Annotated in this window: 14 protein-coding genes and 1 CRISPR repeat array; of the genes, 3 read left to right on the top strand and 11 right to left on the bottom strand. The window is 26.8% G+C overall.

What is annotated here, in order from left to right:
* From BMW96_RS04620 to cas9, 5 genes are all read right to left on the bottom strand, one after another.
* Positions 1-4,926: discoidin domain-containing protein (locus BMW96_RS04620; protein WP_177165813.1), on the bottom strand; the 4,926-nt coding region annotated here is incomplete at its 3' end.
* An 875-nt stretch (positions 4,927-5,801) separates the two neighbouring features.
* A CRISPR array of direct repeats spans positions 5,802-6,233; the repeat unit is 36 nt; unit sequence GTCTAATTCTAGCAAAATTCCATATGGTAACAAAAC.
* Between the two features lie 48 nt (positions 6,234-6,281).
* The gene (locus BMW96_RS04615) at positions 6,282-7,154 is read right to left on the bottom strand and encodes a hypothetical protein (RefSeq protein WP_092352985.1); all 873 of its coding nucleotides are present in this window, start codon (positions 7,152-7,154) and stop codon (positions 6,282-6,284) included.
* The gene (gene cas2, locus BMW96_RS04610; RefSeq protein ID WP_092352983.1) at positions 7,151-7,459 is read right to left on the bottom strand and encodes a CRISPR-associated endonuclease Cas2; all 309 of its coding nucleotides are present in this window, start codon (positions 7,457-7,459) and stop codon (positions 7,151-7,153) included. The genes BMW96_RS04615 and cas2 overlap by 4 nt, the downstream gene beginning before the upstream one ends.
* A 4-nt stretch (positions 7,460-7,463) precedes the next feature.
* Positions 7,464-8,363, bottom strand: coding sequence for a type II CRISPR-associated endonuclease Cas1 (gene cas1 / locus BMW96_RS04605; RefSeq protein ID WP_092352981.1), 900 nt, complete (start codon positions 8,361-8,363; stop codon positions 7,464-7,466).
* Positions 8,364-8,464: 101 nt separating this feature from the next.
* Positions 8,465-11,710: a type II CRISPR RNA-guided endonuclease Cas9 gene (cas9, locus tag BMW96_RS04600; RefSeq protein WP_092352979.1), complete on the bottom strand. Its 3,246-nt coding sequence runs from the start codon at positions 11,708-11,710 to the stop codon at positions 8,465-8,467.
* Between the two features lie 353 nt (positions 11,711-12,063).
* Between cas9 and BMW96_RS04595 the strand changes: the two genes are divergently transcribed.
* The 3 genes from BMW96_RS04595 to BMW96_RS04585 are packed head-to-tail and all read left to right on the top strand — an operon-like array spanning position 12,064 to position 14,729.
* Complete coding sequence (locus tag BMW96_RS04595) at positions 12,064-13,368, top strand: SPFH domain-containing protein (RefSeq protein WP_092352977.1); 1,305 nt, start codon at positions 12,064-12,066, stop codon at positions 13,366-13,368.
* A gap of 19 nt (positions 13,369-13,387) precedes the next feature.
* On the top strand, positions 13,388-14,062 hold the full coding sequence (locus BMW96_RS04590) for a hypothetical protein (protein ID WP_092352975.1): 675 nt from the start codon (positions 13,388-13,390) through the stop codon (positions 14,060-14,062).
* 28 nt (positions 14,063-14,090) lie between these two features.
* Entirely contained in the window at positions 14,091-14,729 is a 639-nt protein-coding gene (locus BMW96_RS04585) for a hypothetical protein (protein WP_092352973.1), read from the top strand.
* A gap of 183 nt (positions 14,730-14,912) precedes the next feature.
* Here the strand turns inward: BMW96_RS04585 and BMW96_RS04580 are convergent, their stop codons facing one another.
* From BMW96_RS04580 to BMW96_RS04555, 6 genes are all read right to left on the bottom strand, one after another.
* Positions 14,913-16,100, bottom strand: a complete 1,188-nt coding sequence (locus BMW96_RS04580; protein WP_162207540.1) for a Wadjet anti-phage system protein JetD domain-containing protein — start codon at positions 16,098-16,100, stop codon at positions 14,913-14,915.
* Complete coding sequence (locus BMW96_RS04575) at positions 16,093-17,796, bottom strand: SbcC/MukB-like Walker B domain-containing protein (protein WP_092352969.1); 1,704 nt, start codon at positions 17,794-17,796, stop codon at positions 16,093-16,095. The genes BMW96_RS04580 and BMW96_RS04575 overlap by 8 nt, the downstream gene beginning before the upstream one ends.
* 75 nt (positions 17,797-17,871) lie before the next feature.
* Positions 17,872-19,302, bottom strand: coding sequence for an ATP-binding protein (locus BMW96_RS04570; protein WP_143050709.1), 1,431 nt, complete (start codon positions 19,300-19,302; stop codon positions 17,872-17,874).
* Entirely contained in the window at positions 19,271-19,912 is a 642-nt protein-coding gene (locus tag BMW96_RS04565) for a DUF4194 domain-containing protein (RefSeq protein WP_092352965.1), read from the bottom strand. Before BMW96_RS04565 ends, BMW96_RS04570 begins: the two co-directional genes overlap by 32 nt.
* Complete coding sequence (locus BMW96_RS04560) at positions 19,905-21,263, bottom strand: Wadjet anti-phage system protein JetA family protein (protein ID WP_092352963.1); 1,359 nt, start codon at positions 21,261-21,263, stop codon at positions 19,905-19,907. Before BMW96_RS04560 ends, BMW96_RS04565 begins: the two co-directional genes overlap by 8 nt.
* 472 nt (positions 21,264-21,735) lie before the next feature.
* On the bottom strand, positions 21,736-22,050 hold a 315-nt coding region (locus tag BMW96_RS04555; protein WP_177165811.1), incomplete at its 5' end, for an LPXTG cell wall anchor domain-containing protein.

Below are 22,050 nucleotides of genomic sequence, written 5' to 3'. Positions count from 1 at the left end.
TTGTAATTCAGTTTTGTCACCTTTTAAGAATTCTAACATATGCATTGCTACTGATAATCTTGCAAATGATGCATCTACTTCTTCTTGTGTTGCATCATCATTAACTAAGATAGCTCTTGCTTCTTCTAATGCTACATTGAATTCAGTTACTACTGCTGGTACTACTTTATCTAAATCTTCTGCTGTTACAGCACTAGCCATTTCAACTGCAATTTGTAATGCTGCTTTACTTACTGTTGATTCAGCCTTGAAAGTTATATCTGCAAAGAACATATTATGATCTGATAATCTGTTGTCAATCATTTGTACTACTTCAATATCAATATTTTTTGATACAATTACATTATCAACACTATTTACATTCATTGTAGCATCTACACCATTGAATGTATCAAAGAAGATATCGTTCATACCATTAGCGATGTTATAGTTTTCTCCAAAGATTTCTGCAAATTCTTCTCTATATTGATCTGCATTGAAATCTCCTACAACAATTCTATATGGTAATGGATCTGAATCCATTGCTGCTTTCAATGTATTCATTTGCTGATGACGTAATTCTGTATTTTCATAAGATAAATGTGTATTATAGAAAGCAACTCTGTGTCCATTTAATTCTACAACATTACGTTGGTATACACGTTGTTCATTTCCATCACTATCTAACATAACTGTTGAACCATCATTTAATGGTGCTTTTGACACTGTACCAATACCATATTCTCCACCTGAGTAATCAATAGCTTTACTAAAGAATATGCTACCATAAACATCACCTTTAAATACTTCAAGCATATCATAATTATTTCTACCTGTATTCTTATCTACTTCTTGAATACCAGCGATATCTACATCATATTTTTCTAATTGTTCACGTATTTTATTAACATCAGGTTTTTTACCAGCTGCAATATTGAATGAACCAATTCTGACTTTATCTTCTTCTTTTGTCATAAATGTTTCATAAGCTTCTTCTAATGCAGCAAGATTTTCTTCTCTTACTGTATAATCATCTGCTTTAGCTTTAACAAGATCAATAGCATCTTGTAAAGCTGTCATTTTTGCTTCAGTATTAATTGAACTAGTCAATAGTTCTTCTAATTCTGAAATACGATCATAAACAGCTGATGTATCTGTATCTGCCACATCTTTTAACTTAATCTTATCTAACCAGTAACTTGCTTCTGGACGTTCATTATTGAATAAATAAATTTTACCAATATTTGAAGGAGCAGCAGCTGAACTACGATAACCAAAGTTTTCAGCAAATACAACTTCTTTACCACCAGGTACTGTTACATATGCGCTATATGTTTTAGATTTTAAATTAACTTGAACTCTAATATGATATTTAGCATTTTGCTCAAATTTAACTGTACTTTGAACATAACCCTTATTACCATTATAAGCACCAAAAGTACCTTGATACATACGAATAATAACAGGAACTTGTCCATAAGCTGTATAATTTGAACCACTATTACCAAGTCCTACTGCTGTGTTTGTTTGATCTGGAGCAATTGTAGTTACCATATCAAATTCTACATCAACTAAATATGTTTCACTTGGTCCAATTTCTCTATTTGCTGACAACGATCCAGAACTATTAGGACCTTTTGCAATTAAAGCATCTTTTGATGGTTTTAATTCAGTTTCTAGTGGTCCATAAACTTCAAATTCATAAATACTTCCACTATACCATTTTCCATTTCCTGAATGATGCCATCTTTGTTTTTGTACATATTTTACATAACGAGCTTCAACAGCATCAAACTTAACAACTTCATCAACTTCTGGTCCGTTATTTGCTGTTGTTTCATCCTTTGTATAAACTGTTGTAAATTCTTCTCCATCTTCAGAAACTTGGATTTCATATTTATCAACAGCTGATTCATAGCGAATATTGACTTCATCAATAATTTTTGTTTCTTCTAAATCTACTAATAACCATTGTTCATCTTTATCTTTTGCAAATGAAACACGAGATTCTTTAGTTACAATACCATCAACTGCCATTTCTGCAGTAAATCTTCCATCATTAACTTCTAATCCAGATACTGAAACTGGTCTATTTAATGCATAGTTTTCTGATTTGTATCCTAAAATATCAGCAATTTCATCTGCACTCATTGCCTTGTTATAAATAGACATACTTGACAATGTTCCAGATGCATTTTCAAATACTTTTTCAACTGGTAAAACAAATGTTGAACTTTGTTGTGTCTTTCCAGCAATCGTTGCATTTGTTAATTTACCATTTCCAATTTTCTTTCCATTAATATATAAAGTTAAATTCTTGTTATCACAAGCTAAAACTAAATCAATATCTTTATTTGCTTCTAAAGTATAATCAAATGTAAATGAATATTGATCACGTGAATAACCAAGTTTTCCATTCATATCAGCAAAGAATGTTCCTTCTTTACCAGCAAATAAAGTGGTATTTTCTGTAATTTCATTTAAATTCAATTTCATGAAAACAGTATAAGGATAACCAATGCTATCCATTGGTAATGATAAATATCCATCACCATTGAAAACAACTTGTCCATTGTTCACTTGTCCATTAACAATTGTTCCATCATAGCCATTTCCACTTAAATCTGCAACAATATCACTTGCATCTTTAAAATCATAAGAAACTAATTGATCTGTCTTACTTTCTACATATCTTCCTGGATTTGCATTAGGAACTTTATGTTGTAAAGCATCAATTCTTTCTCTAAATTGTTCGTATGTTTGATCTGCTTCATCTTCACCATACCAAGTTTTTTCAGCTAAAATTGAAACTGCATCTTTTATACGATCATAAATATCGAACCATGAGAATCCAGTTCTAAATGAAGTCATATCATTCCATAAAGCAAATTCTGCCCCTTTTGTTTGTGGATGAGCCACTGGCATAATTGCTTCACCAGAAGGATTTCTTCCTGATTTAAAGTTATTAACTTCAAATTGTTCATATAATCTCTTTACATCAATACGATCTGGATATCCAGCATTTGCAGCTGGAACAATATATAACCAACCACCATATGTATTAATTACATCATAACCAGCATCATATGTTTCATGAACGTCTGCCCAATATGGAGCCCATAAGTTCATAGTTGCTTCATTTGTTACTGGAGTTGTTCCATTAAATCCATTTTTACCTAATGATGCCCATACACGGCTTTCATATCCTTTAGCATTTACATACTTAATAAGCTGATCAGTCCATTTACGCATTTGTTCACCATATTTTTTATCATACTCATCAGTACCAATATGGAATTTATCACTTTGAATAATTGGATCGTCTCCATCTAAATACTCATCAAATAATTTTTTAATAATATCTATATTAGCATTAAAAGCTTCATCAGTTGTAATATCCAAATATCCCGCTTTGTTAGCTAACATTCTAACACCAGGAACTTCTCTGAATGCTTCAGCATGATATGGTGTATCAATTTCGGTAATAATATCAATACCAAAATTTTTCATATCTTTTTGATATTGTTTATATTCTTCTTTTGTATAATATCCATCTGTTGCAACAATTGATGGATAAACTTCACTTTCTAAACGGAAAGCACTATAACCAGATTGTCCCCAATAATCATTAATATGAATATGTGCTTCATTTAACTTATACCATGACATATAAATTGTCATTTCTTCTAAGTATTCTAAAGGAATATACATTCTTCCTACATCAATCATACCAGCACGAACTTCATATTGTGGATAGTCTCTTGCAATTCCTTTAGGTGCAGTATTGCCATTTTGATAAAGTATTTGTGTAATAGATGCACCACCATAAATCATCCCCTTATAAGTAGGTGCTTCAATTGTCACATAATCAGCAATATTTAAATAATATCCTTCATTTCCTACTTCTTCAACAAGACTACCTGTCTTTAATACAATATCTCCAGCTTGTGGCTGCCCATTTACAACTTCAATATCATGTCCTAACATATCTTTAAAATATGTTTTGATCATGTTTGCACTATCCATCCACTTATCATCTAAAATAACAATACGAGATGAATCAGTCAATTGATAGTCTCCTGCTGCCCCTTTCCATTCTCTAAGTCCAGGAACAACATTTGGTTTTTTGTTATCTTGTTGTAAAACATCATATTTTCCATTAACAACAAATGCAATGTCATCTGATACAGCAGTATCTGTTTCATCATTAACATTTTCAACCTTATACATAATATTAACAGGCATGTCAATTAATGGTTGAATAACTTTTCCAGTTTTTGAAACAACTTGTTCATTATCAGTTCCATATAATGAAATTTTATATCCATCAGGTACTGTTGGTATAACAAGTGATTGTCCATCTTCTGATAATACTGGTGCTTCTTTTTCGATTTCATCAATAATACTTCCAGCATCATAAACTTCTTGAGAATAAACTTCTAGTTCATAAATAGAATATCCATATTTTGCAGTTTTTGCTTCTTGACACAAGATACGAACATATCTAGCAGTAAACACTTCAAAACCTTTATGTTCTTTCAATCCTGCTTCAGTTGCACCTGATACTAAAACATCAAAAAAGTTTTCTCCATCCAAAGATCCTTGAATTGTATACTTTGTAGCTGTCGCTGCTTCCCAATTGATATTAATTTGAGAAATTGGATACTCTTGTTGCAAGTCAACCATCATCCATTGCTCAAAATTAGGATCCCATTGATCAGCAGGTGTCCCAGTTCCAAGTCTTTTTGTCGACCATCTTGAATCAGCATTAACAATTCCATCAACAGCTTTAGAAGCATCTTTACCTGAACCAGGATATACACTTGATTCTGTTGTTGGCTTGTTTAAAGCTATGTTTTCATTAGCTGCAGAAGTTGGTGTTACTTGAATTAATCCAATAACCATCAAACATGACAACAAAAAGCTCACTAATCTTTTTCTTTTCATTTTCCTCCATCCTTTCTTTTATTATTAATAGCGCTTTTTTTGAAAGCGCTATACAATATTATTATACTTACCTAACATCAAATTTGTCAATAAATGACACAAAAATATGATATAAATAATATTAAAAAATATCGTATATAATATATGTTTATTATTAAGATAAAATATTTACTGCTATCACACTCAAAAATAACCATATGTATTATTAAAGTCCCAAATTCTTTGTAAATATGCACCATTCATCTCATTTAATTTCAAAAATAATTATTATCCTACAATAATAAAAAAAGTTATTAATTATACATCTAATAACCCTTTTATTCAATTAAGCAATCCTACAAACATCAATCCAAAATTCATAATTTAAATACTATCATAATTCTTTATCAGCATTAATAACAAAACGACGAACACTACTTATATCATGATCTATCAAATCTAATATTTCTTCTAAAAAAAGCGTATTTGCCTTTGCTTTAAAAAAAATGCTTTACCATTAAATTATCAATTTTTGTATCACCTAATATAACTATTAAAATACCATAATATCAATCTTAAATAAAAGTGTTATTGCAATTCTATAAGACTCATAATTCAAAGCCTGAGTAGCTAATTCCATAGCAGCACTAGACAATCAAACTTTTATATTCACTTTTTACTACCGTATTTATTAAAATATTTTTTTATTTTTTCAATTGACATTTATATACCCTCATATATCAATTTCCAAAGCAATATAATATTTTAAAATCTAATTAATTAACTTTCTTTTATCATTCAAATATAAGAATGTACAATTCCTCCCACCAATACATACTATTCAAAATTCCATATGGTAACAAAACCGTTAAATCCAGATGATTTCACAAAGTTCAGTCTAATTCTAGCAAAATTCCATATGGTAACAAAACATTAATGTATAAATATACTCGACCAGTTGCGTCTAATTCTAGCAAAATTCCATATGGTAACAAAACTGGATATTGTTAATAGAACAATGAAAATGTGTCTAATTCTAGCAAAATTCCATATGGTAACAAAACGACGAGCATTGGTTAAAATATGATCATTATGTCTAATTCTAGCAAAATTCCATATGGTAACAAAACTGTATTCTTGATATTAATCAAACATTTATTGTCTAATTCTAGCAAAATTCCATATGGTAACAAAACCGTTTAGGTGAACTTTGTGAAGATGGTTCTGTCTAATTCTAGCAAAATTCCATATGGTAACAAAACAACAACATTAGTGACATTCAACAGAATTGAGTCTAATTCTAGCAAAATTCCATATGGTAACAAAACCTCAAAACTAATACTAACACAGTTTTGAAAATTAATAAATATATATCATTATTTATTCAGTAATTTTCTTATAAAGCTACACTTTTCACTACCACTATTAATAAAATATTCTTTCATATACTCTTCCACCTCGTATAAATAAATCGGTTTATAACAGTTATTACATATTATCTCACATACTTCTTCCTCATCAGCAAAATCTATTACTTTATTTTCCAATAACAAAATATCTTTCAAATTAATATTTTCAATGAGATTATTACTATTAATACATATAAATAAAAAACAATTAGAAAGATGCAATATTGCATCCAGGATTTTTTTTCTAAGACATGGTATATCTAAAATAATAAAGATATAATCGTATTTTTGGTTATTATTTATTATTTCATTTACAAGCTTTAACTGAATAATAATGATTTCTTCATATGTTAAATCATATTCATCACATTTATAACCTTCTATATCTACATATGGTTCAATCAGTTTAACTAATTTCTTCTCTGTCATAACATCATAATTTGTTTTAATTATAGAAATTTCATTAATTTGCTCACAAAATGCTTCTAATAAATAATTAATAGTATTTATTGTATCTACAAGTTCTGGTTTATCAATCATAATTTCTAAATATTTAGCAACCAGAGAATCAGTTTGCATTTTAAAATCTTTATTAAGAGAAAAATTTTTATTAATATTAAATAATATTGAGCGTTTTCGATTTATTAATTTATCATCTACATAAATCGAAACCTCTTTTTCATATTCTTGTCGGTATTCATTTTTTATATTACTAAAAAATAATTTAATATTTTTAAATAAATTATCATGATATAAGTAGTTATTACCAATAATTAATTTGTATTTATCTATTATTACGTTAGTTTTATTATTTCCTTTACAAATAGTTATTTTATTCATAATTTGATAAATGACTCACTATTTATCTTTTTTTCTTGATTTGATCTTCCGCCAACAATTATTTCAATTTTAGAATATTGTTTTTCAGTAACTAACATTAACCTAATTTGTCCTTCTTTAGGAACCATTTTTCTTAACATATCAATATGTTTTATTGCTGCTTCCCGATTTGCAAAAAGCTTACAATAAACAGAAAACTGCATCATAATATAGCCATTTTTAATTAGTTGTTTTCTAAACCTATTATATATTCTTATCTCCTTTTGAGTAACCATTGGTAAATCAAACAAAAGAATTAATCTCATAAAATTATATATCATATAAATATGGTAAAGGAAAAATAAAAGATTTTGAATCACCTGTTTCTAATACTTTCAATATTGCTTCGATATATAAATATATTGCATTTGTAATGGTATGTTGTTGATTACAAATTTCAATCTTTTTATCACTACATAATCTGATTAACCCTTCTCGATGCTTCTGCTTAAAAATAATGTCATCTTTCATATTTAAATAAACATATTCATCAATTATTGGTCTAAACACTTCAATAATATCATCTGCAAGATTAAACATATTTTGTTTCCCACGATGAAAAATCCCAAAGTTTCCTAGATAACCCTTAGCACAAATAATAGAACAAATTAAAGATCTTATCACACTATATCCATAATTTAATCCAGCATTAATAACATCTTCATTCATCCTAACAAAATCAGTTCCAAATAATTCTTTAAAATACATTTTTGCAGCTAATCCCTCTCGATTTGTTTCATCTGCTAATTGTACCTCATCTATAAATTGTTTTAATTTAATAACTGTATTATAACTTTTATTTAATTTTCTTAATATTTCTACTTGATTATTGATCTTTGCTTTAATGATTAGTTGATGGACTAATCGCTTATTTTCATCTTTCCATGCAATTTGTTTATTTATATTGCCGCTTTGAGCAAAATTACCATTCATTGGTAATAAATAACTTTTAGGAAGATGATCTATTCCACAAAAAATAACACATACATTATTTTCCGTTAATTTATTCATTAACTGAATACTTAAAGTAGCTTTATAATTATCAATTACTAATATTTGAATGTCTGAAACTGGTATTAATAATTCATCTTCATCAATGACAACTTTTAAATTATCTAAATATAATCTCAAACATTCACTTTTTTCAATATATATTACTCTATGACTCATATAACAAAAAAAGGCTCATACGAGCCGATTCCGGGATAAACCCTTGTTTTGTTAGGTCATATGAAATTTTGCTAGAATATGACTAGAACTATACTATCATACTAGAATTCTAATTTCAAGTGATTGTTTGTAACCTTATAAAGATTTCCTAATACATCAGTTGCATATTTTTCCACTTTTACAAATGTGCCAATTGAAGGCATTAATTGTTTAGAACAATAATAATCAATCGGTTTAACTTCTATCATATTTTTCTTATCATTATTAGTAGCTGTAAATTTTAAAATTTCCACATTAACTCCATCATGCTCGCTTTCATTTCTTGGATCAATGTACTTACTACCTTTTTTCTTAGCAATACCAATAAGTTCATCATGATGAAAACTAGCAATAAATACAGCCTCATCACTAATTTTTTTAATTTCTTTTTGTTCTTTATACCAGTTTTGATCAATATAATAATTATTTTTAGACTTATTATATTTAATATCACTATATCTTACTGTAACCATCTTATACTTATCTTTATCTAACCAGATATCACTACGATAAGGTGCCAATTGTAAAAGGACAACTTTTTTTTGATTATTTTCTGTTATTTGATAATTATCAGTAATAGAAATATGATTTCCTAAATTTTCACTATCATATTTTATCGAAGTAATATTTGGTCCATTTCCTTTTTTAGAATATTTTGTAATAAAACCATGTTCCTCTTTATATTCTGTTAAAGGATTTTCTCCTTTAAGTTCAATTTCTCCTTTTTTATTTTTACTATAATATTTAGAATCATTTTTAAACATCTCATAATGATTTAGGATAATTGCTTTAATTTTTTCAAATGTTTGATAATCATGTCGCTTCATTAAATATATATCTTCTTCACCATTTAAAATATCTTCAGTTAAATGATTAAACTTTGGATCGTAAATATTTGAATATTTCTTTATTAACCGCTCATTTCCTTCAATAATTCTAGTACTATAGATTGTTTCATCTGCAATTTGACGATTTGGCTTTGTATCAATTTTATGAGAAAATTTAATAACTTTAACATTCTTTAAATTAGAAATATATTCAATATATTTAGAATCTAAATACTTTTCATCATCTTCCACTTTAATAATTTCACCAGTATCACTATTATATAAATCATCTAGATCATATTTTGATAATAATGTATTTAATAAACCTAATTTTTTTATAGATGCAACAATCAAAGCATCTATTGCATGATGTGAATAATCTAAATCTCTATCCTTATCAAGTTTTATACGTTTTCTAAATGCATTAGTTGCTTGTCCTTTAACAGTATGTACTTTAGTTGGAATATCATTATCTCTAAAATAATCAGTTAATGTATTTAAAACCACTCTACATGCATATGATGTATCAACAAGATTACGATTAATAAATTCTTTTGCATTACTGTATTTAGTTATATCTTTATCATATAATAGATAATCTTTTTTCTTTCCATAAAATTGATTATTTGTATATACATATGCTCTATATTTTTCTAAGCTGCCTTTACTAAATTTCCCCTTTAAAAAGGCTTCAACTGGTGTTGAATTCCCCTTTTCCTGATTTTCTAAATGAGTTACTAAAACTTTATTAGCCAAAGAATCATCTAAAGAAATAGACAATGGAATTATATGATCTATTTCATATGCATTAGGATCCCTAATAATCAAAGGTAATTCTAAATTATTTTGACAATATGCACTCTTACCATTTTGTTGCATATATAATCTAATTTTTGTTTTTGTTTTAGCATTGATTTTATCAGGATCATAATTAGCTTCTAATAACAATTTATCAACTTCCTTATTCTCTTGTTCAAACCTTTTTTGCCTATTTTTAATATTATCTTTTTCTTCTTTTGAATTCTTTGCACGAGTCATCTCAATTACTATAGAATCTAATTCACCATACTCTTTTCTAATTTTATTAATTACTTTAAAAGCTTCCCTTTGGGCTCTCTTTGCAACAGGAGACAATATTGCATTTTCATCACATTCAATATTTTTTCTTCCTTTATATTTACCTATTTTTTGATGATAAAGTTTATTTTGATGAATAATTTGCATTTGATTCATAGAAGTTTTTAACATTTCTTCATTTAATTCACGAATTGCTTTAAATGATAATGAATGATAACCAGAAATTGTTGTAATATTAGCTAAATCATCTAACAATTCATTTGAAAAATTACTATTTAAATTTCTGATTCTTTCAATTCTTTCCTCAATAATTTTTGTCTCAACTAAAATCGAAATAATATCATCTAATAACATTGTCTCCATTAATAATTCTGATTTTCCAGCTTTATCAAAAATCTTTTTTAAAACTTTATATCCTTTAAATTCTGTTAAAAGCGGTTGCCTTTTAGTATTAATTCTATAACCACTAATTTTTTCTAAAGATACACCTAATTCTTTAGCAAGTCCCTTAACAGTTATATTTCCTTTTTTTAAAATAATATTAATTAAATTTTGTTTATCTTTTTCAGTTAATTTTTCTCCTTCAATACTAAGATTATTTAAATCATTTAAAAAATTAAATAGCTCTGCACTAAAACTCTGTTTTGGTGCTCGGTATTCATCAGGATATAAACTACATTTTCCTCGCATTTTTTTAATTAAATCAATTTCTTGTAATTGTCCATACTCATCATAGAAAAAGCGACCATAAAGTGTAGGAGATTTCTTGCTACCAGGTCCTTCAGAGAAATGCCTACGTCTTTCAATCAATGAAATAATTGCTTTTTTACCATCTTCATCTATACTTTGATTCGATAAGATTTTTTCAGCCTCTTTAATATAATCCTTTGTTTTAAAATTATTTTTTATACCTCTTAATATTCCCTGCTCTTTTAATCTTTTCAATTGAACTTTACAAACATACTCATCAATTTTTAATTCTAAAGAATTTTGCGACAATATTACCTTTGTACCTTTTTCATTACCATTATTTTCTCCTTCAGCAACTTCTAAAGAACTTCCTCGATGTTTAACAATATGCATTAATGCACATGTCAATTCTTGATTATTTAATTTTTCCTCAAGACCTCGACATCTAATTTCATAAGGATTATTTAAATCTTTGTAGTCATCAGAAAAAACACCCAATCTTTTTAACAAGTTTCTCATATCTTCTAATCTATTTTTTCTACGTGAAATTAATCTTCTAGAACCTCGTTTATTTCTTCTATCCTCATTATTTTTAGCAGTTGCTTCTTTAAATAATCTTACGCCATAATCAACAAAATTACCTGTTTCTAAATCAATTAACCCATACCCTATGGATGTAACACCAATATCTATGCCTAATACTAATCTTGACACTTTATCCCTCCTTCTATTTTTTTACAACAAAACATATAATTTTATTATAAAAGATACATACATAACTATCAAATTACAATCAAAAATAAACATCAAATATTAATTATTAATAAAAATTGATCTCCTTAATTCCTACTAACAATAAATAATATTAAATATTTTTAATAGTAATCCTACTATTAATAGTTAAATATCTTTGTTTAGTCATTATAAATAGTAATACAGAAAAAACCAAAATTCTGTATACCTTGCAAAACATATAGACTTATGATACGATTTTTAATGTATAAGTAAGTCATTTTAACTAATTTACTATACTTATGTGACAAACAGATTTTGAGGAGGGTATTATTGTGGCAATAATTGATGTGATAAAATATGAAGGTAGTCCTGACGTTTTCGCATGGAAACATCCTGATAGTGAATTAGGAACTTGGACCCAGTTAATTGTAAATGAATCACAAGAAGTTATTCTGGTTAAGGGTGGACACATTTGTGATGTATTTGGAGCAGGTAGACATACATTAGCAACTGCAAATATTCCCATCCTAAACAAATTAGTTAATCTTCCTTTTGGCGGACGTTCTCCATTTACTGCTGAAATATGGTACATTAACAAACTTTTTTCTTTAGATGTTAAATGGGGAACATCAACTCCAATACAATTACAAGATCCAAAATATAATGTTTTCGTTCCTGTTAGAGCTTTTGGGCAATTTGGTATTCAAATTGAGAACTCTAAAAAATTCTTATTAAAACTAGTTGGAACATTACCTCAGTTTGATAAAACTACAATAATAAAGTTTTTTAGGGGTGTATACCTTACAAAAGCAAAAGATGCCATTTCAACTTATCTTGTACATAAAAACATTAGCATTTTAGAAATCAACGCTTATCTTGATGAAATATCATCTTATTTACAAGAGCAAATTTCTCCTATGTTTGGAGATTATGGTATAAAACTTGTTTCTTTCTTTGTAAATGATATTAATGTGCCTGAAGATGATTCTGCTGTAGCTCAACTCAAAAAAGCCCTTGCTAAAAGAGCCGAAATGGATATTGTCGGTTATAGTTATCAACAAGAACGCTCTTTTGATACATTAGAAGAAGCTGTCAGTAATCCAAGTTCAATGCAAGGTGGTCTTATGGGCGCAGGTATTGGTTTAGGTATGGGAGTTGGTGTTGGTAATACTATTGGTCAACAGTTCAATGGCTTAACTCAAAACCTGAATACTTCCCCATCAAAGGAATGTCCAAAGTGCAAAGCAAGAATTGGTCTTAATGAAAGATTTTGCAATCATTGTGGATATGACACTACTACACCAAAACAAGAAGAACCAAAAGTAAACACTGATAATATTATCTGCTCTGCTTGTAACGCCAAGTTAACAACTACTACTAAATTCTGCCCTGAGTGTGGAAAGAAATATAATCCATGTTCTAAATGTAAAGCAGATCTTCCAGAAGGAGCAACAAGTTGTACTTCCTGTGGTACAAAAGTACCAGAAACTTGCCCTCAATGTGGTCGGTTATTAGAAGAAAATAGCAAGTTCTGTCCTGAATGTGGCTATTCTTTAATAAAAAAATGTAAAAACTGTGGCACACAGTTAAGTAAAAATGCAAAGTTCTGCCCTGAATGCGGAACACCAATAGATTAAAGATTGGGGGAATATATTTATGTTAAAAAGGTCTAAACACATAATATTAATATGTGGTATAGCAGCATTAGTAATAACTGTAATATTCTATCAACTAACTTTCGATAGTATCTTTTCAGTTCCAATGGTATGGATCTCTTTAATGTTTTTAATTTTAACAGAAATTATTGGAATCATTAAAGCTCTTATTATTAAAGAAACAATTTTTGGTATTTCTAATATTCTAACAAGTTTTGGACATCTCATTATTGTTCTAATAGTTTCGATCTTTTTTGTAAATACCTCTCCACTATTGATAAAAACTTATATTTTATTGAATATATTATTTGTATGCATTCTCTTAGTTACAGATGCTATCATAATATTTTTTGCTAAGCGTATTGCAATGCAAAACGATAAATTAAGAAAAAGTCAAGTAATAGTAGGAGGCTGTCTTAAAAAAGCTACTTCCTTATGTATAGAATTTAACAATACAGTTTATAAAAAAGATTTAGATGAAATCGTTGAGTTACTTAAATATTCTGATAATAGCTGTTTATCCGATGATGAATTGACTATTATGAATAAGCTTGATGAGGTAAAGATACTATTAAAAAACAACGAAGATGGTGTAGGTAACAAAATCAACGAGGTTAAAAACGTAATAAAATTACGTTCAGTTAAAGTTGCAAGTATGAAGCTTGGAGATTATTAATATTATTGATTATTGGGAGGATAAAAAAATGAACGAAAACGAAAAATTGGGTTTTTGGTATTCGTGGCCAACTATAATTTTTACACTGATTTTATTTTGGCCAATAGGTGTGTTTTTAATAATAAAGAGGGTTTCTAAGGATAAAAAAACTGAGATGAATTCAGGAAAGCTCATTAATGGTCTTGGAATTGCATCATATTGTATGGCTATTCTTGGTTTTATCGTTTTTATTACTGAAAGTTTCGCAGTTGAAGATATTGTTTTGGCTCTATTCTTTGGGGCAGCTGGTTTTGTACTTAGAAAAATTGCAATGAAAATTAAAATGGAATCTGAAAATATAAAACAGTATTTGTCTATTATTATTAATGGAAATGTACGACAACTATATGCAATTGCTTCAACAACTGGAAAATCTTATGATATTGTTTACAAAGATATTAAGAAAATGATTGAAAAAGGTTATCTAAAAAATGCTTATATTAATGAAAATTTAAAAGAAGTAGTTTTACCAAATGATGTTACTATTTCCCAAAATGACATAAATGTTACTACTGCTAACACAGCATCTACCCAATCAAAGATTATAGCTTGTCCTTGTTGCGGTGCTAATAATACTATTTATGGTAATATAGGTGAATGCGAATATTGTGGCTCTCCATTGAAATAATTAAAAAATTCATAAAATCCATAGCTGTATTTATAGCTATGGGATTTTAATATTAAGCAAAAAATAAAGGATATAAGAGATCAATCAAATAATTTAGAAACAAGCCAAATTATTCGATTAACCATATAATATCCTCGCTTCTCATTTTAAATTATCAATATCTTAGATTGCTAATATGTAATTTTAAAACTGTAATTCAACAATTTCCTGCTCTAATTTACAATCATTTTCCAGCATATAACTAATCACATCATTATCTATTACATCTTTTAATTTAATTAATCTTTTACGATCATTGGCAGTTAATCTTTTTGTATATTCTTGATATTTTATTAGTACATCTTTATCCATTGCAATAGTTTTAAATGGCATTTTAGTTTTTTCAATTAAATGTAAATAAATATAAAAACCCCCAGCATCAATATCTCCAAAATGATAATAATTTAACATTGAATTAAACTGAAAAATCTTTAATAACAATTCTCGTCTTAAAGCATTATGATAACCACCTAAATAAATAATTAAAGTATTATCAAGTACAGTATCATAAAACGAAGTTAAGTTTTCAATCGTTAAAACATTATCATCTTTAATTTCTAAGATTTTTAATAATTTAATATTTTCAGTAGTTAGAGAAAACGGACTATTAAGCTTCCCAATATCAACAACTTGTCCATTTAAACTAATTTTAATTTGACCATTTAAATATATAAACCCTGGATTCTTAATCACATTAAAATATCCAAATAACTCATCATCATTTTGAAAATCAATTCCACAATAATCATTTATAATATTTATAACTTTCCCCTTTATTATCTCTAATCTCTTAGAATCCTTTAAAACTGTTACAGAAAACTTACGAAAAGAAATTTCCTTTTCTTGATTAATAAGAGCTTGTAATACCTTAGATATATCTCTAATTTCCTGATTATTATCAATACTTAAATATTTATTAATTGACTGATAATTTTCTAATTTATTTATCATTTCATTTCTAAAAACATTCAACCAGTCTTTTGAAAAACAAATACTTTTTAAAAAACTAATTGTTTCTTGACGATAATCAGGTAAATAAATACGATTTACTAATTGATATGCTTTTTTTATATGCTTATCAATTAATGATAATGATATTTCACTAATTCCATCATCAACACTAATAATAATCAAATGCAAATCATTTAAATAATAACAAGCCTCATCAATTAATAAACGCTGTACATAATAATCACTATCATTATATTTAGAAAATAGCTTTGTTATCTTAACCTTTATCTGTAAATTTAAATTTGAGCCTTGTTTAGATAAAACACTACGTTCATATTTTTCCAACAAATAATTCAATATTTTAAACACATATTTATTCATGAATAATCGCCTCAACAAAAGAATTATCTCCAGATTTAATGATTGCAAGAGTAGTATCAACATATGGCATAATTGTACTAGCACGATCTGGTGGAGCAGCTAAAATAATTTGAACATTAAGTTCATTATAAAATCTCATCATTGCTTGAATTCTTGTTTCATCCATATTATTAAAAGCTTCATCAAATAAAACCACACAGCCTGAATCCTCATTACTACGATTTTTAATTAACTGTTCAAAACTAGAAGCAATCACAACATAAAACGGTGTTTGTGTTTCCCCTCCTGATTTTTCACGATTAACTTTAGAAAACTTAGTAAAATCACCATTTTCATGAGAAATCTTAATATCATAATCTAAATACTCACGATAATCAGTATATTTTTGAAGTAACTTTTCACCACTTTCATTTTCACCTAACAAGGCAATTTGATTAAATAATTCATCCATTATTGCACGATTTTCTTTAGATAAAGTAGTCACAAATAAATCATCACTATTATATTGTTGATTAGTAGCAATAATATCATAATAACGACGATAATCTTTACGTCTACTTGGATTAACTTCAAATTCATAACTATCACCATTAAAATTCTTATTTTCGAGGCCTTTATTTAACTCTTTAATATCTTTTCTAGCTTGATTAATCTTTTCATATAATCTAGATATAAAAGATTCTTGAAATGATTGTTCACATTTTCTTCTTGCATTACGAACATCATCTTGACGTTTAACAATTTCAATATCTCGTAATTTATAATACAGCTGTAAATATACATCAATATTATTAATAGTTTCACCATAACCAACTTTAAATTCATGATTAAATGCTTTCATTGCCCATTCGATATTAGTACTTTCTTTATTTACTTGTCCTTCTAATTCACGAATTTTTATTAACAAATTATTTTGCATTGATGAATAATTATGCCCATGACGTTTATAATATCTTTTTTTAATCTTCTCAATTGCTTCATCAATTATTTCTGGGACTTTAGGAAGCTCTTGTAACTTAGTTTCAATTTCTGTTTTAGTTTTAATATTTTGATCAATACTAGCCTCTTCATTTGCTAAGTTTCGTTGTTTTAAATCATAATTATCTTGAACTTTTTGATATTTATACTTAACTAAATCTAATTGTTGAATAATTGAAACAATTGAATCATCTTGAATTATTTCTTTTAGACGTTTATCAATTTCATTAATATCATTTTGTAAATTATGATATTCATCAACTAAACCAGTAGAACTAACTAAAAAGTCTATTTGAGATTTATTAATAATTTTAAGATTACGATTAATATCTTGATATTGTTTACCTTTAACTTTAATTTCATTTTCAATTTGATTTAATTGTTCTTCAATTATAGTTCGTTGAATCTTTAAAGCCTCTAATCCTACATATGGCTGTTGATAGACCTTAGGATTAAGAGCTCTAACTGTATAATTATTATAAACCATACAAGTTTTAGTAATAGCTGTTTTATACATTGGTAATTGTTCAACAGTATCAACACATTTAACTCGATTTAATAACATATTAGCATATTTCTTAGCATAACTATTATAACTTGTAACATAATTAGCTAAACTGTCTTCTAAAGTATCTTGATATTTATCAAGTTTAGCTACATCTACAATACCAACTCCAAAAATACCATGACTATTTTTATATTGTTCATATATTTGCATTGCTTTAGTAAAATATTCAGGTTCAATAATAATATCAAAACGTTGTGTGTTTAAATATCCTTCAATTGCATTACGTCATGATTCATCAGTTATTTCTAAATATTCACAAAGAGGTTTAATATCTATTTTCTTTTGATAATAGTTATTTAACTGTTTCCTTAAGACATTAATCAATTCGGTTATTTCTTTACGATAATAAAAACGATTACTTGAAAGTAAATTATGCTGATCTACTAATTCGTGTTGTTTAGTTTGTATATTATTTAATTCTTGTTTTAAAATAATTCTCTTTTCACTAAAGTCTGCTCTTTTAGCTACTAAATCATTTTTTATTTCAAAAAGATTTTCATTTAAATACTCACTATCATAATTATTACTAGTAATATTATTAATAAAAGATTCTTTTATTCGTAATTGTTTTAATATTGTTGTTTCTTGCGTTAGTTTATTTACATAATCATTATATTTAATTGTAAGTTGGTCTAATTGACTATGTTTATTTTCAAGATCATTTTCAAGTTGTTTTTTTAAGCGATAACCTTCATTACTATCTAAAATATTTTCTAAGCTAACAACCTCTTTTTGAAGCTTTTCAACTTCTTTTTTAGTAGTAACTAATAATTGTTTTAAATCATTAACTATTAATTCACTCTTTAAAATCACTTTTTCAACTATATCCCTTTGATAATATAAACTATCAATATAAATATAATCTTTAGCATCTTGATAATTTTTTAATGTTACATTTAACTTTTGATAACTTTGATAAAAAGTATCTATCTTTTCTAACGCCTCTAAACGATTTTGTTGATCTTTTAAAATATTACCTAAATTACGATAAGCACGTATATTATTTCTAAGATCATCAATCTTAACAGGATCTTCATTTAAAAGAAAATCAAAGATAAAATTATATACCTGATTTATAGGTTTAAATGCCAAAGCCCGCGGAATTAATTCAAAATATTTTTTAGATACTCCTAAAGCCTGACGAAACAAACCAGGAACAGCACTTTTTTTATCAGCATAATTAGCTTGAATTTTTTTACTTGTTAAAAAACGTTTAAATTCATTACGATTATAAACATGACTTCCCTTAATAAATAAATTATCTTTAATTTTTTGATCAAGTACTTGAAAAAATAATTCTTTTTTTATATTTGATTTACTAAGTTCAAGAATTACCCCTAATAACTGACTTCGTTTAGTTGTTTCATCAAAATATTCTAAAACAATATACGAAACAACATCCCCCGTTCGTAAATATTCTTTTCCCTCACGTCCTAATTTACCACGAATATATCCTTCAACATTTCTCTTTCCAGAATCATTAGCAGCACTATTAAACTTAGCTTTTCCAGCAGTTAAAATATATTGTAAGGCATCTAATAATGTTGACTTTCCAGTCCCATTTTCACCTGTAATTACAACATTATTTTTTATCTCAATTGTCTGATTACTAAATAAATGCCAGTTAATTATCTTCATCTTGACTAGTTTCTTCACTTATATCACCCCGCTTTTGATAATCTGCTAAAATATTATCAATTTCTTCCAACCGCTCAACTGGTAAAACATAAAGAATTGTAGGATAAATAATAATAACTGCATTATCATCATCACTATTACCAGTTAAATCAATAATATTATATCTTTTTAAAACTCTAAATACTTCTTTGAGTTCACTTTTATTAATTCGTTTACCAAAAATACCTGTTGTATTAATAGCATCATGAAGTTGTTGTAAAGTTATGGTAATATCATCAAGCAAAGATATTTCCTGCATCTTTTGATAGTAAAATTTTCTTAACAATAATAAAATAACAGATTCATTTTTTTTAAATGAATAACGATTATAATTTTGTAGATTATACAAATTTACTACTTTATCAACACTATGGTTTTCTAATACATAATCCATTAAAGCAAAATAACTTACATATAAATCTAAATCTGCAATAATTTTATAATAGTCATCAAGATCTCTAGGTCGACTAGCACAAATATAATTATAACTTAATAATTTATTAGTTAATCTTGAAAATTCTTCTTTTTTAATATCATTTAAACGAACATACTTGTTATAAAAAATCGTAGCTTGCTGGTATTTATCCATTTATTTTCTCCTTTACCTTAAAATCTTTAAACCGATAATTATTAACTATTACTTCATTGTTTAGTGGTTCAACTTCATATTTTGTTCCATATGTAAAACCATATAAATAAATTAATACTAGAGTTGCTAAATCTTCATTATTATTGATTGATAACGAGGATCCTAAAAAACTTCCTTTTTGTTTTAATAATTTTAAAACCTTATCTTCAATATATTTATGTGAATAATTTTTAGCTTTTGTTATTTGGTTTAAAGCCTTTTGCTTTAAAGTCTCATCAAGAACAACAAGACTTTCTAATTTAGATTGCAAAGGCTTAGAAAAACTACGAGGAACATACAAAGAATCTCTAGATACAAAACTATTTAAATAAATATTTCCCAACTCGCTAACATCACTACCACTAGCTATTGCTTTAATAATATTATTAATTTTTCCTTCAACATCTTTTTGATTATTCAATAAAAAAGTAATTCGATTAACAGCTGATTCTATAAACTTATTATTCTTACTATCAATTTCCTGCATTATTTCTTCAATATGTTCAAAAGCATTAATAATATAATCTTTTTGGTTCAATAACAAATCTAAAGCTTCTTGATATCCTAAATCTTTACGTTCCATAATATTACGAACAATTATATCAAAATACTCTTTGTTATTAATTATCATTTCAATATTATTAATAATTCGCTGGCGATATTTAGATGGATTATCATAAGTAGTAAGATTATAGTATGCTCGATCAACTATTTTAGCTTGATAATCTTGTAACAATGATTTTAATAAGGCTTCTAAATCATCCTTTATTCCTTCTTCTAATAAATTTTGAATATATTTTTTTATATTAGAATTTAAATTCTTTAATTTATTAGCTAGCTCTTTAGTATTTTCATACCCTGTTTCAAATACCAAATCACCACGATTAACATCAAAAGTATTAAAAGACATAAAAATATTATATATTAACCCTGAATATTCTCCATTATCGTTGTTATTATCAAGACTAAAAAGATTTTCTAAAATTTTAATACTATAATCTTCAAATGTAACAAACGTTTCATAATTTTCACCAATTTCTTCATTGACCCAATTACACTCTTTCAATCTTTTTAAAATATATAATGCTTTATCTCGGGAACCATTTAAATCCTCATCACTTTCTAAAAAGGTTACATGATTTTCAAAATAATCTTGAAAAATCATTAAAACATGTTCTTTAGTAGATGAAAAGGATAAATCACTTTTAAATGAATGATAAACCAAATATAAGCAATCAGAGATTATGCGTTTATTATTTCCAATAAAAACATTAAAAAAATTATTAGGTAAAATATCAAAAATATTATACATTATCTTTTTCCTTTCCTCATAATTAGTCATATTATAACATATAATAAAACACCAGATATCCTAATTATGAAACAAAGCTAAAAATTATTTTAGTTTCAATATTTAGCCATCAAAAAATGTATTCTCTTTTTTACTTTTTAAACTTATCAGACTATTGGATAATTAACAAAAACAATATCACCACAAATACCTTGGAAATCCCCTTAAATACAAAATATCATTTAAATATTACTTAGCTTATCATAAATTCGCCAAGTAATGAAAATAAAAAATAGTATGTTTTATTATTTATATAATTTTTTTATTAAATATAATAGTGATAAAAAATAAATGCTAATGTCAAAAATGATTGTTTCTGACACTTTTTTATCTACCAAACTATTAATCTATTCTTAAATATTATTTCATAAACAAATTCAAAAAAACTGTATAAGTTAAGATTATATCCTTAACTCACACAGTTTCTTTTAAATTAATCTTCTTTTTTTCTTAGTAAACTTAGCCCAGCTACACTCAATACTGATAATCCTGCAAAGATTCCAGTTAAACTGTTATCTCCAGTTTTTATACTTATTGTTGTATCTCCTGGTTTTACTGGTTCTAATCCCTCAAGAGCTTTTGTTAAAGCTTTCTCTGCAGCTTTTACTTCTGCCTCACTTGCTTCTGGATTTTCTAATACTGCTTGTGCTTTCATTACTTCATCTGCTACTACTGCCCATGTATTAGCTGTATAACTTGCAGCATTTAACCCATTTGCCTTATTGATTAAATCTGCCAATAAATCTTT

Source organism: Thomasclavelia cocleata (assembly GCF_900102365.1).
Taxonomy (GTDB): domain Bacteria; phylum Bacillota_I; class Bacilli_A; order Erysipelotrichales; family Coprobacillaceae; genus Thomasclavelia; species Thomasclavelia cocleata.
Note: the sequence above shows the minus strand (reverse complement) of the source record. Positions and strands in the feature narration are given on the sequence as shown.